The 14,867-nt window shown below is 45.8% G+C and carries 10 protein-coding genes; 4 read left to right on the top strand and 6 right to left on the bottom strand.

The window, feature by feature from the left end; all coding sequences use genetic code 11:
• Positions 1 to 268 precede the first annotated feature (268 nt).
• Positions 269 to 2,413 carry a phosphate acetyltransferase gene (gene pta, locus QQL66_RS01190; protein WP_284377786.1) on the bottom strand — a complete coding sequence of 715 codons (2,145 nt, stop codon included), beginning with the start codon at positions 2,411 to 2,413 and terminating at the stop codon, positions 269 to 271.
• 73 nt (positions 2,414 to 2,486) lie between these two features.
• A complete protein-coding gene (locus QQL66_RS01195; RefSeq protein WP_284377788.1) occupies positions 2,487 to 3,683 on the bottom strand; it encodes an acetate kinase in 1,197 nt (398 codons plus the stop codon).
• A gap of 254 nt (positions 3,684 to 3,937) precedes the next feature.
• On the opposite strand from QQL66_RS01195, the gene QQL66_RS01200 reads away from it, so the two are divergent.
• The 3 genes from QQL66_RS01200 to QQL66_RS01210 all read left to right on the top strand — a co-directional run bounded on the left by QQL66_RS01200 (position 3,938) and on the right by QQL66_RS01210 (position 7,285).
• Complete coding sequence (locus QQL66_RS01200) at positions 3,938 to 4,657, top strand: hypothetical protein (RefSeq protein WP_284377791.1); 720 nt, start codon at positions 3,938 to 3,940, stop codon at positions 4,655 to 4,657.
• A gap of 1 nt (position 4,658) precedes the next feature.
• Positions 4,659 to 5,003 (top strand): hypothetical protein, encoded by a 345-nt coding sequence (locus QQL66_RS01205; RefSeq protein WP_284377793.1) that lies wholly within the window; start codon positions 4,659 to 4,661, stop codon positions 5,001 to 5,003.
• Positions 5,004 to 5,497: 494 nt separating this feature from the next.
• Positions 5,498 to 7,285 carry an Ig-like domain-containing protein gene (locus QQL66_RS01210; RefSeq protein WP_284377794.1) on the top strand — a complete coding sequence of 596 codons (1,788 nt, stop codon included), beginning with the start codon at positions 5,498 to 5,500 and terminating at the stop codon, positions 7,283 to 7,285.
• Between the two features lie 134 nt (positions 7,286 to 7,419).
• On the opposite strand, the gene QQL66_RS01215 is transcribed toward QQL66_RS01210, so the two are convergent.
• From QQL66_RS01215 to QQL66_RS01230, 4 genes are all read right to left on the bottom strand, one after another.
• Positions 7,420 to 8,688: a DEAD/DEAH box helicase gene (locus QQL66_RS01215; RefSeq protein ID WP_284377796.1), complete on the bottom strand. Its 1,269-nt coding sequence runs from the start codon at positions 8,686 to 8,688 to the stop codon at positions 7,420 to 7,422.
• Between the two features lie 247 nt (positions 8,689 to 8,935).
• Positions 8,936 to 9,205: a VanZ family protein gene (locus tag QQL66_RS01220; RefSeq protein WP_284377799.1), complete on the bottom strand. Its 270-nt coding sequence runs from the start codon at positions 9,203 to 9,205 to the stop codon at positions 8,936 to 8,938.
• A 62-nt stretch (positions 9,206 to 9,267) separates the two neighbouring features.
• Positions 9,268 to 9,972, bottom strand: coding sequence for a tRNA (N6-threonylcarbamoyladenosine(37)-N6)-methyltransferase TrmO (gene tsaA, locus QQL66_RS01225; protein WP_284377801.1), 705 nt, complete (start codon positions 9,970 to 9,972; stop codon positions 9,268 to 9,270).
• A 92-nt stretch (positions 9,973 to 10,064) separates the two neighbouring features.
• A complete protein-coding gene (locus QQL66_RS01230; protein WP_284377804.1) occupies positions 10,065 to 12,965 on the bottom strand; it encodes a putative bifunctional diguanylate cyclase/phosphodiesterase in 2,901 nt (966 codons plus the stop codon).
• A gap of 582 nt (positions 12,966 to 13,547) precedes the next feature.
• Between QQL66_RS01230 and QQL66_RS01235 the strand changes: the two genes are divergently transcribed.
• Positions 13,548 to 14,834, top strand: a complete 1,287-nt coding sequence (locus QQL66_RS01235; RefSeq protein ID WP_284377807.1) for an imelysin family protein — start codon at positions 13,548 to 13,550, stop codon at positions 14,832 to 14,834.
• The last annotated feature ends 33 nt before the right edge of the window (positions 14,835 to 14,867 follow it).

Genomic DNA, 14,867 nt, shown 5'->3' on the forward strand with positions numbered 1-14,867 from the left:
GTTTTTCAGCTAACACGTGTTAGCTAATTCTAAGATGACTTTATTTCAAATCCAAGTGAATAAACGGACTTTTTGGGAAATGTCGGCCTTGTTTTTGGGCGTACATGACCTTATTGATGTTGGCGATTTTGCTCTTTTTTTATTCAAAACGAAAGAGCTTACTTCAGGAATCAGTGGCTCACCATAACAAATGTTAAGAGGCGTGTTTATTCGTGAAAAATGAGAGGGGGAAAGGAAGAAGAGGGCACAGGTGTGCCCTCTGTGGAGATTAAAGCAGTTTTTCCGCAGCCTGTTTGGCCTGAATCGCAGTAAGGGCAATGGTGTAGACAATGTCTTCAACCAGCGCACCGCGAGACAAATCGTTTACCGGTTTTCTCAAGCCCTGAAGCATTGGGCCCACGCTGATTACATTGGCACTACGCTGAACGGCTTTATAGGTGGTGTTACCTGTATTGAGATCCGGGAAGACAAAGACGGTCGCCTGGCCTGCTACCGGGCTGTCAGGGGCTTTGCTCTTGGCTACGTTTTCAATCGCGGCGGCATCGTACTGCAACGGGCCATCAAGAATCAGATCAGGGCGTCGTTCCTGAGCGATTGATGTTGCCTGGATAACTTTTTCTACGTCCGCACCTGACCCTGATTTTCCTGTGCTGTAGCTGATCATCGCGACTTTCGGATCAATACCAAAGGTTTTCGCGGAGTCGGCACTCTGAATCGCAATGTCTGCCAATAGTTCTGCATCCGGGTCCGGGTTTACTGCACAGTCACCGTAGACCAACACTTGCTCAGGCAGACACATAAAGAAGACTGAGGATACTTGTTTTGCATCCGGGCTGGTTTTGATCAACTGCAGTGCAGGACGAATGGTGTTGGCGGTGGTATGAATAGCACCGGAGACTAATCCGTCCACTTCATCCATAGCCAACATCATGGTGCCCATAACTACCGTATCTTCCAGCATGGCTTCTGCCATTGGCGCGGTGACGCCTTTGTGTTTTCTTAATTCAACAAACGGAGAAATGTAGTTATGACGTACTTTATCCGGATCAATGATCTCGATATTGGACGGTAACTCAATGCCCTGGTTTTTGGCGATCTCAAGAATCTTTTCTTCTTTACCAATCAGAACACAGTTGGCGATGCCTCGTTCCTGACAAATCGCTGCGGCTTGAATGGTACGAGGCTCTTCTCCTTCCGGAAGGACAACACGCTTGTTAGCCGCTTGAGCACGTTTTACTAACTGGTAGCGGAATGCTGGTGGTGAGAGACGACTTACTTTTGGCAATTTAAGTAGGTCACGCAAGCCTTCGCCGTCGATATTCCCAGCAACTGAATCCATCACTTTGTTGATTCGGTCAGTGTCGTCTGTAGGTACTTCGTTGTTCATCAGGTTTAGACGGCTTACCGTTGAGAAGCTGTCCAGGGTGGACTTCATAACAGGAAGGCCGCTTTCCAGCGCGGGTCTGCACAGCTCAATGATACTGTCTGGTGGTGTGTAGTCGCCGGTCACAACCAAGCCCGCCAGTGGAACCCCTTTTAGTGCCGCAAGGGATACTGCCATGATGATGTCGTGGCGATCGCCAGGGGTGATGATCAAAGAGCCAGGTTTCAGGCTTCCAGCCATATTGGCCGCAGTGCGTGCGCACAATGCCATGTGATCAACCCGTCGTTCGTCCGCCGCCCCTTTATAAACAAATTCGGCTTTCAAATGGTTGCATACATCGGTGGTGCGTGGCGACATTAAATCCGGTGACCACGGAATGGTGCCGAGTAAGCGGTGGTGACCATGGAAGATATTCAGTGACTTGATGACATCCACTTCATCCACATCAACGTCCGCATTGGTGATGCTTGTGCTTTCCACCAAGGTGGCTTTTGCGGTCGGGCTATTAAGCTTATTGACGATCACGCCAATCACTTTGTTTTTCTTACCGGCGCCGAACAGGCTGCTGGTAATGGTAATTCGATCTTCAAGTTCTTTATAACTACCAAACATGGTCGGTGTTGCAGTCAGCAATACAGAGGCATCTAAAGACTGAGCCATTTCAACGTTCAGTTTGGCAATGAATGGTTCGTTTTCAGGAACCAGACCTTCAATGATGACCACGTCATAGTCTTCAGCCGCTTGCTCGGTCAGACCGACCACTTCTTCCATCAATCGATTCAGCTTGCCGTCGCCAATCAGCTTTTGGGCGTATTTTAGAGACAAAGGCTGAGGTGGTTCTAGGGTGGTTGTGTTTTGAACGATGCGAGTGGAGCGTTCAGGGCCTTCGTCGTACTTATGCATTTGGGCAATGGGTTTAACAAAGGCAACTTTTAGCCCTTGTTCATCCAGTGCGCGAAGTAATCCGACGCTGATGGATGTAAGACCGGTACTGGAGCTTACCGGTGAAAGAAAGAGTTTTGTAGCCACAGCAGATATCTCCTGCTAACAATAAGTATTTGTAATAAAGAATATTTAGTAACAGTGGTTTGTAACGCGCTAATTATTCACCGGCAGTAACACAGGTTTGTGTGTCTTTTGCGATCATCCATTCTTCGTCGGTATTTACCACGTAGGCTGGGGTTGATCCGGCTTGAGTAATTAAGCCCAATTGGCTCTTACCGGCTAGTTCATTCTGTGATGGGTCGAGTTGGAATCCGAGAACTGTCAGTTGTTCCAAAACACGCTGACGAATGGATACCGAGTTTTCACCGATGCCACCCGTAAAGATTAATCCGTCCACATGACCCAGAGGCACAGCCAACGCCGCAATCTGTTTTGCTAATCGGTAGCAGAACACCTGAATGGCTATTTCGGCCTGTTGGTTACCTTCACTAGCCGCTTGTTCAAGGGTACGCATGTCATTGCTTAACCCTGATAAGCCCAGCAAACCACTCTTCTTATTAAGAAGCGTGTTTACTTCATCAATGGTCATCTGAGTTTGGGTGCATAAGAAGTGATGCAGGCTTGGGTCAACATCGCCACTGCGAGTCCCCATAACCAAACCTTCAAGTGGTGTCAGACCCATTGTGGTATCGACACTTTGACCCGCTTTAATGGCTGTGGCACTGCAACCGTTGCCTAAGTGTGCACTGATTAAATTCAGCGAGCTTAATGGTTTCTCAAGTTTTTCAGCCAGAGCCATAGAAACGTATCTATGACTGGTGCCGTGGAATCCATAGCGACGAACGCCTTCTTTTTGATAGAGCTCGTAAGGCACTGGATATAGATAAGCCTGGGCCGGCATCGTTTGGTGAAAGGCGGTATCAAACACTGCGACATGAGGTACCTTATTAAGTAGCTTTTGACTGGAACGAATGCCAATCAGGTTGGCCGGATTATGAAGTGGTGCCAAATGATTGCAGCTTTCAATCGCGTTTAGTACATCCTCATTAATAATGGTTGATGCGGTGAAATGTTCACCGCCATGAACAACTCGATGGCCTACTGCCTGAATGCTGTCTAGCAGATTTTCTTGCTGTAAATAATTTAGGATGGTTTCCAGCGCTTGGTCGTGCTCACCACCACTAATATCAAAGGTCAGCTTGTTTCCATTGGAGGTTTTAATGGTCACAATGGCTTCTGCATCACCTAAGCGTTCTGCCAACCCGGATATCGGTTGTTCACCACTTTGACTGTTAACGACTGAGAATTTGAGGGAGGAGCTACCGCAATTGATAACTAAAATATTTGAGCTCATAAAGAAAGAAATTCCTCGTATCGAGTAGAATTAGGCGGGTATTCTAATGACAGTTCAAGACAAGTTAATGATTACCGTCAATGAAAAATACAACAATGAGAAGGAACACCCAGTCTAAAACCAAATTCACTATAGAATAGACAACTGATTAAGATAGTAGGTTATTCATGTTGCTTTAGACTGTAAACAACTAAAACTTGTTATACTAACAACCACTTATAAGATCTGTAGAAATCAAACTATTGAGGGTTAAGATGAGAGCATTGTTAATCATGCTTGCGACGTTGACTTTGGTTGCGTGTGCGGCGCCTAAAAAGGAGATCTCAGAAGCTGAACGTCAGCAGCAAGCGGTTCAGTGGGCGATTTCAGAAGAAGTAAAGCTGCGTCTAGTAGCATCTGATTGTGCTCAGTTGGATGGGATTTTGGAAGCGGCTGCGAATTATGCCGTCCGTGATTGGCATGTTCGTAACGGAGAGTTGATTCAATCTGCGGATGAACACTTCACTTATCACATGTCGATGTTTAATAACGGCAACTGGGAAGGCGCTACTGCCATGTCCCAACAAATGGTCTATGCAGCGGTACAGCGTGCGGAACAGGCAGCTCGTCAAATGATTCCGGCAGAATCCAGTGACAAGCGCAGTGTTTGTTTGAAAACACTGGATCAATATAAGCAAGGTGGTTTTGATCTGGTCAAAATTAACCAGGCGATGGCGGCTCAACTGGGAGATCTTAAAAGCAACCGTTCTTTGAAGGATGAAAAACTTCGTCTTCAACAAGCGGTTGTTAAAAAAGCACCGCGTTCTGGTCGTTCATTGTACGTTGTTGAAAAGTTTTGGGCCAAGAAAGGGTGTGAGCGCGGTGCTGTGAGTGTACTTGTGGCAAAATGGCCGGATGAAATTTATCAGGGCAGTTGTAAAAACGAGTCTGTGGTTATTGCCTGTAAGTGGGGCAATTGTAAGGAGTTAAAGTAGTATGAAATTACGAGTAATGCAGATAAGCATTTTACTCAGTGGCGCGGCGCTGCTATCAGCGTGCGGCGATGACATGCAGTTATTAAATGATGAAAGAGTGTTGTTTGGCGGATGTCATAATGCCTATCAAATGGTAGTGAAAGGGCAACCTCAAGCGATGTTACGTGCTGATGCTGTTTTTACGGCCGAAGCGACAGGTGAACACTATCTGACCCTTACCAAAGGGGAAGACGGCTTGGAAGTTGACCTGACAAAGTGTGACTCAGAGTCACTGACTATGTTTGATCAGCCTGTTGAATCGATTGAAGGGCCGGCAGGACGAGTGATTGGCAAGCTTATTCGCTAGACGTTAATTCACTGTAGATTTGGACGGCTATCGTTAACGATTTGAACCTTAATGGTTTGACCGTCTTAACAACGAAAAAGGGAGATTACCTTCATGGATAATCTCCCTTTTTGTTTTCACTGAAAAGTGATCTGTGTTTTGGACCAAGGTAGATGATCACATTCAACAACCGTTCATCCGGTATCAGACTAATTTCGTATTATTTTGCTGAATTGATTAAAAAGCGATCAATTGTGGTAGCTGATTCACATATTTTGGTCATTAAATGACCTATTATTCGTTTCGTCAGCTGGTGAACAGTTTGGAGCTTACCTCGGATGGGTAAGCAAGTGGAAGATCACAGCTGCAAGAGTGTAAAGATTTAGAAAGTCCTCCCGAAAAGGCGACCCACAAGCAATTGTGGCAAGCAAAGTCCTGGTCCCACGTGGATATCCGGATTGCCGAAGGAGTGATGACCGTTGAGGGCTTTCATATGTTGTATAGAGAGTCCTCAAATGAAAAATGCTGTATCTGCGTTCGCGCACACTATTCCTTCGTCTGTTAAAACCCTTGCTCTAACGTCTGCTGTATCACTGGCAACAATGGGCGCATCAGCAACCACACTTACCAATACAATCGGTCAACAAGACACCTTGGTTGTGATGGTGAACTTCCAGGACGCGCCAAGCAACATGCCGTTCAACGAAGCAGACGTAGCAAACGCCGTATTCAATCAAGCAAGCGATTTTTTCTACGAGAACTCTTATCAACAAACCTGGTTAGCGGGTGATGTGACCGGCTGGCACACCATCGCAATGAGCTCTAGCTCATGTGACACTTACCAAATTCAAGCGTTGGGCAAACAAGCGGCAGCGGACAGTGGTGTTGATATCTCTGCGTATGACCGTTTTGTGTTCATCATGCCTCAGAACAGCGCTTGTGGTTTCAGCGGTTTGGGTGACATCGGTACTTACCCTTCAAACTCATGGATCAATGGTTCTATCGACTACAAATTGATTGCTCACGAAATGGGTCATAACTTTGGTCTGACTCACGCAGGTTCTTTGAACTGTGGTGAATTGGCACTTGGTGCAGACTGTGCCGTGTCTTTGAAAACACACATGTTGGACATCATGGGTAACCTTGACGCCGGTCACTTCAATGCACACGCAAAAGAACGTCTAGGTTGGTTGCACAACGGTAACATGACCACGGTTGAAGAAAGCGGCAGCTACAGCATGGACGACGTTGAATCAACGTACGGTGTGAAAGCATTGAAAGTGCGTCGTGGTACAGACGCAGCGGGTCAACCGACTTATTACTATCTGGAAGCGCGTAAGGCACAAGGTCATGATGCTTTCCTGGCAACCCAAGGTAATGCGGAAGAGGGTATCTCTTTTAGCGTAACCCACGACAGCTATGCAAACGAAGCATTCCAATTGGATATGACGCCGAACAGCACCAGCTGGGGTGATTTCGATGACGCTGCACTAACTGCAGGTAACAGCTTCACTGACACAGACACTGGCGTAAGCTTCATCACCGATTACGTTGATGCGTTCGGCGCGGGCGTGACCATCACCTTCGACGGTGCTGCAGCGGCTCCAGCTCCGGTATGTGCACCATCAGCACCTAGCATTGCGGTGATCTCTGGTTCAGTAACGGCAGCGGCGGGTGACACAGCAAACTACCAAGTAGCGGTAACTAACAACAGCAGCGATGCGTGTGCAGACAGCACCATTAGCCTTCAGGCAGCAGTACCAGCAGGTTGGAATGCAGCATGGGCGAACAACAGCGTAACGGTAGCGGCAGGTACCACCAAGACAGTAACTCTAAGCATTGCATCAGCAAGCAACGCAAACGCAGGTGACTACGTGATTGGTTTGATGGCAGACAGCGTAGAAGGTCAATCAAACTCAGCGGTATACTACACAGTAGAAGCAACAGCAGCAGCGAACAGTGCTCCAGTTGCAGTAAACGACGCAGTAACCATCACCAGCAAACAAACCGTAACCATCGCAGTATTGGCAAACGATTATGACGCAGAAGGTGATGCATTGACGGTAATCGAAGTAAGCGGTGCAGCAAAAGGTTCAGTAAGCATCAACAACGACGGTACTGTGACTTATGTTCCTGGTAAGCGCTTCAAAGATGTAGACAGCTTCAGCTACACCATCACAGACGGTGACAAGGTAGCGATCGCAACAGTAAGCATTACTCTACAGGCAGACACTACAACTTCAGGTGATACAACAACTGACACAACAACTACCAAAGGTGGTAAAGGAGGTAAGAATCGCTAAGATAATTCTCTCTCAACAATACACACTCTAAATAAAAAACGGTGACAGGATGTCACCGTTTTTTTTGTTTGGCGTTTCGCTAGAGCACAAAAGTCCGTAGTGTAACGCCGGTGTTGAGCACAGAGCCCAATCGATTAGCTCTTTTTCCGCTTCAATGGCGCCATGCCATCGGCGTTGCCTTTGAAATTGCCAAGCTTAGGTTTAGTCGCCGTTCTCTTTTTGCCTTTTGAATAAGGATTAGCTGATTTCTTCGGTGCTAAAGGATCATTCTCAAGAGGAATGTAGCGATCCAGATAGTCTCGAATAGCATTAAGCGACTCGGTATCTTTACCTGATGAGACAAAAGATACAGCGGTGCCCTTGCGTTCAATACGACCCGTTCGACCAATGCGATGGACATAATCCTCTGGCTTAGTTGGCATATCGAAGTTGATTACACGGTTCACGTCTAACACATCCAAGCCACGCGCTCCCAGGTCTGTGGTCACAAGTGTGCCTTGCGCAAGGCTTTTGAATTTCAGCATTGCATCTTCGCGTGCATTCTTAGCCATCTTGCCATGCAAAGAAACTACTTCCAGCCCTTGTTCGTTAAGACGTGCAGAAAGTTGTTCCACCGCAGCGCGTGACGTAATGAAGACGATATTCTTAAGCTTCGACTGTTCTTTGATCAGGTGAGTCAGCAGGTCAAATTTCTGAATAATGCCTTTGAGGCGATAGAAATGCTCGGTAATGTTTTCCAGCGGTTGATCCACCGTATCGACGATGTGTTCAACCGGCCCAGTCATGACAGTTCGCGCGATTTCCAAGGTATCTGGGTGATCCAGCGTTGCGGAGAACAGCAAGGTTTGTCGTTCTGCCGGACATTGATCAATGATGTAGTTCAAATCATCCCGAAAACCCATGTCCAGCATACGGTCAGCTTCATCAAGAATCAGTACTTCGAGTCTGCTGTAGTTAACGATGCCACTTTGAGTGTGATCAATCAGACGACCTGGAGTCGCTATCAAGAAGTCGATAGGTTTCTTTAAGAACTTTTCCTGATCTTTCAGATCTGACGCATTGCTCATTAATTCAACACGCAGATTGGTAAAAGTTAAAAGTTCTTTGAGTTTTTTGAATAACTGATGAGCCAATTCTCGGGTTGGACTCATAATTAAACAACGAGGTCCTCGGACATCTCTTTCGGCAGGCTTAAGAAGACGCTGGGCGACCGGTAGCATAAACGCCAATGATTTTCCTGAGCCGGTACGTGCACAACCAATGACATCTTTCTTATTGAGAATGTCGCCAATGACAGCCTCTTGAATTGGGGTTGGCGTTCGGAAACCGTTTACGCTTAACGCTCGGGTAAGGGAGCGGTCGAGTTGAAAATCTTTAAAGTTGGCAATATCAGAAGAGGTCATTCAGTTACTCTGTCTTAGGTCTATGAATCGATGGTTTGAGTAGGTGGCTATTGTAAAAACTTAGCTATTCCAAGTATTAATTTGCTCAAACATCGTTGTTTGTATTGATCGTTGCTTGTATTAATCGTTGCTTGTATTAATCGCGATTTACAGTAATTGCGGCTAAGTATATACCAGTGCAATGAAACTGGCAGCTCGGCGATTTGGGTTAGTAACATTTTCGGCAGATACATGTTCGCTTGATCTGTTATCGGTAGATACTGCCCCGGACGAGAATCCCCGCGAAAATAAGACCCGCACCATTTGCCAGCATGTCGAGCAGCGAGAATGTGCGATACCCACTCAAACCTTGCAAGACTTCAATAATAAATCCAAAAATCAGTAATGCTGGAAAAAGCCGTGTGAAATATGATGGCTGTGGATAACTCTTGGCCGCAAAGAAACCCAAAATGGTGTAGTTGGTAAAATGCACCAGCTTATCGAAGTGCGGAATGCCTGAATGCGAAGAGGATGGCATAAGGCATACTACAAGTGTGGCTACCAGTAGGCCATATAATGCGCATTTGAAACCTTGAATCTTCATACCGAGATAATATCCGTTACTAAGATCTGCTTATCCTGGACTCGCCACTTAATGTCCAAATCATAGAGCTGGATAGAAAAATCATCCCGATTGGCTTTGGCTTTCATGTAAGCAGGCCTTGGGTCTTGTGCCAGCACTTGGTAGATAAATTCGGTTAGGTTTGGGTAACGGTTTTCTAGGTGAACCAGTTTTGATTCTACTGTGGATGAAAGTTCAACAGACAGTGTCGTTTCCGGGGCTTGTTCAAATATTCCTGCATTGGCCTGTGGTAACGCATCGCTGTAAGGGATATAGGGCTTAATGTCGAGAATAGGTGTTTGATCAAGAAGGTCGTGTGCGGCAATGTGAAGTTTTACTTGCCCTTGTTTGATTTCCAATCCCTTAAATTGAACTACCGATAAGCCAATGTTGTTTGGTCGGAAGTTGGAACGCGTGGCAAAACAGCCGATCTTTTTGTTACCACCCAGTCTCGGGGGACGAACACTCGGTTTCCACTCCTTATCCGCAGTCTGATGAAAGTAAAACTCAAGCCAAAGGTGTGAATATTGTTCGATGCCTTCAAACGCCTCAGGGCGATTGTACTTCCCTAGAATTTCTATAACGCCAGATGCATGAGTAACTAATCCCGGTTGTCTGGGGATACCGAACTTTTGTTTGTAGGGAGAATGAACGATGCCGATAGGTTCTATGGTCAATTGCATAGTGAGTCTGTGTGGCTGCAAGTATGTCTGGTCGGTGGCAAGGATGGTCAACGATATGGTTGGTGACGATATGGTTGGTAAAGACAGGGGGCTTATTGTAACCCTTTTAAAAGGTCTGGGGTACGCTCGTCTTTACATAAAAGGTCGATGAACTCATCGGCAGGCAATGGCTTACTGAAATAGAAGCCTTGCATGTAATTACAGTTGTGGTTGATCAGGAATTGCAATTGACTGCTGTTTTCAACGCCTTCGGCAAGAACGGTGAGTCCGAGCTTGTGCGCCATCGCGATAACGGCTGTGGTGATCGCTGCATCGTCCTGGCTGCGATTAACATCTTTGATGAAGGATCGATCGATTTTCAGTTTATCGATAGGGAATTCTTTTAGATACGCCAGTGAAGAATAGCCTGTACCAAAGTCATCAATCGCTAGGGTGATGCCTTTGTCATGAAGCTGTCTGAGAGTTTCTTTGGTGGACTGTACGTTTTCCATCAACATACTTTCGGTTAATTCCAGCTCAATGCACTCAGGCGGTAAGGTATGGTTGTACAACGCGGATTCCAGTTCCTGGATCAATTGATCCGATCGTTTAAATTGATATGCGCTGAGATTGATCGCAACTTTGAATGGCCCGGTAACATGGGCCATGAACTCGCGGCAATAAGCGCACGATTGATGCAGTACCCAGTTTCCTAACTCGGCAATCAATCCGGTTTCTTCTGCAAGTGGAATGAACTGAACCGGGGAAATCGGACCGCGTTCAGGGTCGGTCCAGCGAACAAGCGCTTCCGCGCCGACCACCTCACCAGTAGTAATATCGACTTGAGGCTGGAAGTGAACATCCAGTTCTTCATTTTGTATCGCTTTACGAAGACGGTGTTCCATATCCAAGCGTTTAACAGCCTGAGTGTTCAACTCCGGTGTGTAAATATGGTAAGAGTTGCCTTGCTCTTTTTTAGCCTGGTACATCGCAAGGTCGGCATTCTTTTGCAGCTCTTCTACCGTCTGAGCATCTTGCGGGAATAACGTAATACCGATACTGCCCGTCAGCACCACGGAGTTATCACTGATGATGGTGGGCAGTGAAATTGTTTCCAGTACGCTGTTCACCAGATTAACGATCGACCCTTTAGCTAACACATTCGGAATGAGAATGGCGAATTCATCGCCGCCTAATCGAGCTAACGTATCGTCGGGTGTCAGATGTTCAGTTAAGCGTTCGGCAATTTGTTTCAGCAGGCGGTCACCGCTTTGATGACCCAATGAGTCATTGATGTGTTTGAAACCGTCCAGATCAAGATACATCAAGGCCATGATGTTCTTCGATTTATTCTCTTCAATCGCCGATTTCATTCGTAACGTTAACAGATTTCGGTTCGGAAGATTCGTCAGTGGATCAAAGTGGGTGAGCTGATTGATCTCATCCTGTGCCAGATAAAGTTCGGTTCTGTCTTCCAGATGCATGATGTAGTGAGATACCTCGCCTTGCTCATCGTGCATGAAGGACAGTTGGAGGTTGCTCCAGCGCAGATGACCTTGGCGGTCACGTTGCACAACCTCGCCATACCAAGGTTGGTTGGCTTTAACATGATCACGAATGCTTCTGTGGATTAACGGATTATCTTCAATCGGACATAACTGGCTGAAAGGGCGACCAATGAGTTGTTGTTCATCAAAACCACTGGTTTCACAGAGCTTGGGATTGACGTATTCGATCATGAAATTGGTGTTGGTCAGAATGATCGCATTAGCGCTGGACTCAATGATGGTCGTCAGCTGCTTCTGGAGCAGAGCGTTCTGTTTCTGAATATTGCTTTGGCTGAGCTGGTTAATCCGGTAACAAATTTGAGTTCGTAATTGTTCCACAAGAGCAAGAACGGCACTGTTGAGTTTGCTGGTCTTTCGGGTGAACAGAATCAGTGTGAATTGTTGACTCAATTGATCATCAAGATTCACAACGGTCAGCGAGCTGTGTGGTTCGATTACGTCTGTAATTTCTGTGGGTAACTTCAGTTCGGAAACTCGGCTGTAGAGTTGTATGCCGCTCTGTGGGTCAAGCATACGTTCTTCGAAGCTGTTCTTGGCTAGAACCTGTTGTGTTTGTTGACCCAGCTCGGAGATCATTCTGAAGGAAGTGGTCTGAGCTTTGTTGTCGGTTTCTAAGAACGCCACGTAATCAAACAGGCTGAAATTTGCCAGTCGATTAGCCAGTTGAGTCACCAGTTCTGTACCATTGCCAGCTTGAATATTGAGCAGTTCATCGAAGCGTTCGATCAGCTGAACTTCAAAGGAGTGCTCATGCTCAACAGATGGACGATGGCTGTCTGGCAGCGTTTCAATGTCTTTAAACTGCACTAATAACACTGGTGACTTTTCCATCGCAAAGGACGTGATGTCCAAATTCAGAGTCACTATGCCGTGGTTGCTTGGTAGGCTCAGAATGCTCGACGACCGACCGTGTTTGAGCCAGTTGGCAAGGTAATCCCGCATGGCTTTAGGTAAGGCCAGTTGATCGCCCCCTCGATTAACCAAATGCAGCACACGCTTTGCTTCTGTGTTTGCTTGCTGGATCTCAAAGCTGTCGGCGTAAACTAACATCACACCTTGTTGAGACAAAGAATAGAGGGACTTCAGGTGGCTTGTAGTGTCTGAAAGAGACGTTTCCAGTTCATACTCACGCTGTGAATAACTAGGTAGAACCTTGGGCAAGAACCAACTGATAGATAAAAAACCGAGTGACAGGGCTAAAATTCCAGAAATCATTTGTGGAACTTCGCTCTGAATTTGGAAATAGTTACTGAACTGTGGAAGTGAGAGTAGGCTGGATAATGATAAGGCGGCGATTAATGTACCGTGAACAGCCAGTGCAATGCTGATTTTTCGGGTTAACTTTGGAAGTTGCCGAGTGCTAAAGAATAAATAGTATGCGCTTACAGCAATCCAAACCAGGCAGGCTGCTGATAATGCAATATTTGCAACAAAACTAAAGTGCATACTTCATCCAAGTGTTAGCTTTGTCCAGTCCTACGTTTGAATGTTCTAGAAAATAAAACGTAATCTGGCTTCTTTTCGTGGTTGACCCTAAAGGTCTGATTTATTTATCTCTTCGCGCTGTGCATCTGGTAGGTGCGAATCTTTTCTCGCGTAACCTATATCCCTTTAGGTGCATCAGGCGTTGTTCACTCTTTTTATCGTCTAATGTTTTTAACACGAATACTAACTGTAGAACAGTTTTAGAGAATTCTTCCGATAAAGTGCTGAGAACCAAGTATTAGTATAGAAATACATAAGGTAAATCAACCGATTAATGAGAAAGTATAAGAATTTAGTTTAAATGCGAAAAGAGCTCTTTATCGGTTTTTAGAAAACTTCACAAGTCTGTCTATGCTGATATAGGAAATTTATCTGAGCTTGGCTGTTCGCTTGTTCAGGCTTACCTACCAGTGTCTTTATGAAATAAGCACTTTACCTAATAAAATACAAAGTGATAATCTAAATAGGAATCAATATTATTAAAATTAAACGAATATTGACTGTTTCCGAACGTCAATTACGTTTTTTACCTGAGGTTAGAAAATGAACAAGACTCTTTTGCTGGGTGCAAGCATTGCGCTGGCGAGCTTAACTGGCTGTAACAGTACTCCAACCAAAGACGTGTCTGAGCAAACGGTTTTAGATAACTATTCAGATATCGCATTTGCTGTCTACAGTGACTCGTTAGAAACAGCGAAAGCATTGAAGTCTGCAACGGATGCATTGGTTGCAAACCCTTCAGAAGAAACATTGCAGAACGCAAAGGACGCCTGGAAAGCGGCTCGTGTTCCTTATCAGCAAAGTGAAGTATTCCGTTTTGGTAACTCTGTGGTTGATGACTGGGAAGGCGATTTAAACGCTTGGCCATTGGATGAAGGTTTGATCGACTATGTAGCGGCTAGCTATAACCGAAATGCATCTAACCTTGAGGAAGGCGAAGAAGTAGATCAGTCTGCGATTTATTCCGTTATTACCAATAATTCGCTGGATATTGATAACGATGGCTCAGTTGATACTGCTGAAATTTCGGCTTCTTTGATCGCTAGTCTGCATGAACTTCGTGGTGGTGAAGCTAACGTATCCCGTGGATATCATGCTGTTGAGTTTCTACTTTGGGGGCAAGATTTAAACGGTACAAATGCAGGTGCCGGTAACCGTCCTTTCACTGACTACGTAAATGGTGAAGCTTGTACGAATGGTACTGTGAAAGCAGCCGCTGAGATTTGTGTGCGTCGAGGTCAGTACCTGACGACAGCTATGGATATGATGATCGAAGACCTTGAGTCTATGGTTGCAGAATGGAACCCAGAGGCAGACGCAAACTATCGTGCAACTTTGGTCACTGAAGGTCAGACTGGCATTAAGAAAGTATTGACCGGTATTGGTGAATTGGCTGGTGGTGAGTTGGCTGGTGAGCGTATGCGTGTGGCGTTAGTGGCGAATGACCCGGAAGACGAGCACGACTGTTTCAGCGACAACACACATTACTCTCACTACTACGACATCAAGGGTATTCAGAATGTTTACCTGGGGCGTTATGTTCGAGTAAATGGTGATGTGGTTGAAGGTCCGTCTGTAAATTCATTGATTGCTAGCAAAAATACTGATGTTGCTAAGAAGCTGGAAGCCCAAATCGAAACGGCTCGAATTGCGGTTGAAGGTCTGGTGACTTCTGCAGAAAGCGAGACGAATCCTCAAACGTTCGACCAATTGATTGCTTCAGGTAATAAAGAAGGTAACAAGATCGTTCAGGATTCAATTAATAGCTTGTTGTTAGTTACAGAAGTGACTGAAGCTGCTGCGAAAGAAATCGGAATCACTGAACTGTAATTACTGGGTAGTTAGTACCGGATAGTAAGTACA

This window comes from Litoribrevibacter albus, from assembly GCF_030159995.1.
Lineage (GTDB): Bacteria > Pseudomonadota > Gammaproteobacteria > Pseudomonadales > Litoribrevibacteraceae > Litoribrevibacter > Litoribrevibacter albus.

Bases quoted from the DNA above. Each gene is read 5' to 3' on its own strand.
- QQL66_RS01195 (WP_284377788.1), bottom strand. From the start codon at position 3,683: ATGAGCTCAAATATTTTAGTTATCAATTGCGGTAGCTCCTCCCTCAAA.
- QQL66_RS01200 (WP_284377791.1), top strand. From the start codon at position 3,938: ATGAGAGCATTGTTAATCATGCTTGCGACGTTGACTTTGGTTGCGTGT.
- QQL66_RS01205 (WP_284377793.1), top strand. From the start codon at position 4,659: ATGAAATTACGAGTAATGCAGATAAGCATTTTACTCAGTGGCGCGGCG.
- QQL66_RS01210 (WP_284377794.1), top strand. From the start codon at position 5,498: ATGAAAAATGCTGTATCTGCGTTCGCGCACACTATTCCTTCGTCTGTT.
- QQL66_RS01215 (WP_284377796.1), bottom strand. From the start codon at position 8,688: ATGACCTCTTCTGATATTGCCAACTTTAAAGATTTTCAACTCGACCGC.
- QQL66_RS01220 (WP_284377799.1), bottom strand. From the start codon at position 9,205: ATGCCATCCTCTTCGCATTCAGGCATTCCGCACTTCGATAAGCTGGTG.
- tsaA (WP_284377801.1), bottom strand. From the start codon at position 9,972: ATGCAATTGACCATAGAACCTATCGGCATCGTTCATTCTCCCTACAAA.
- QQL66_RS01230 (WP_284377804.1), bottom strand. From the start codon at position 12,965: ATGCACTTTAGTTTTGTTGCAAATATTGCATTATCAGCAGCCTGCCTG.
- QQL66_RS01235 (WP_284377807.1), top strand. From the start codon at position 13,548: ATGAACAAGACTCTTTTGCTGGGTGCAAGCATTGCGCTGGCGAGCTTA.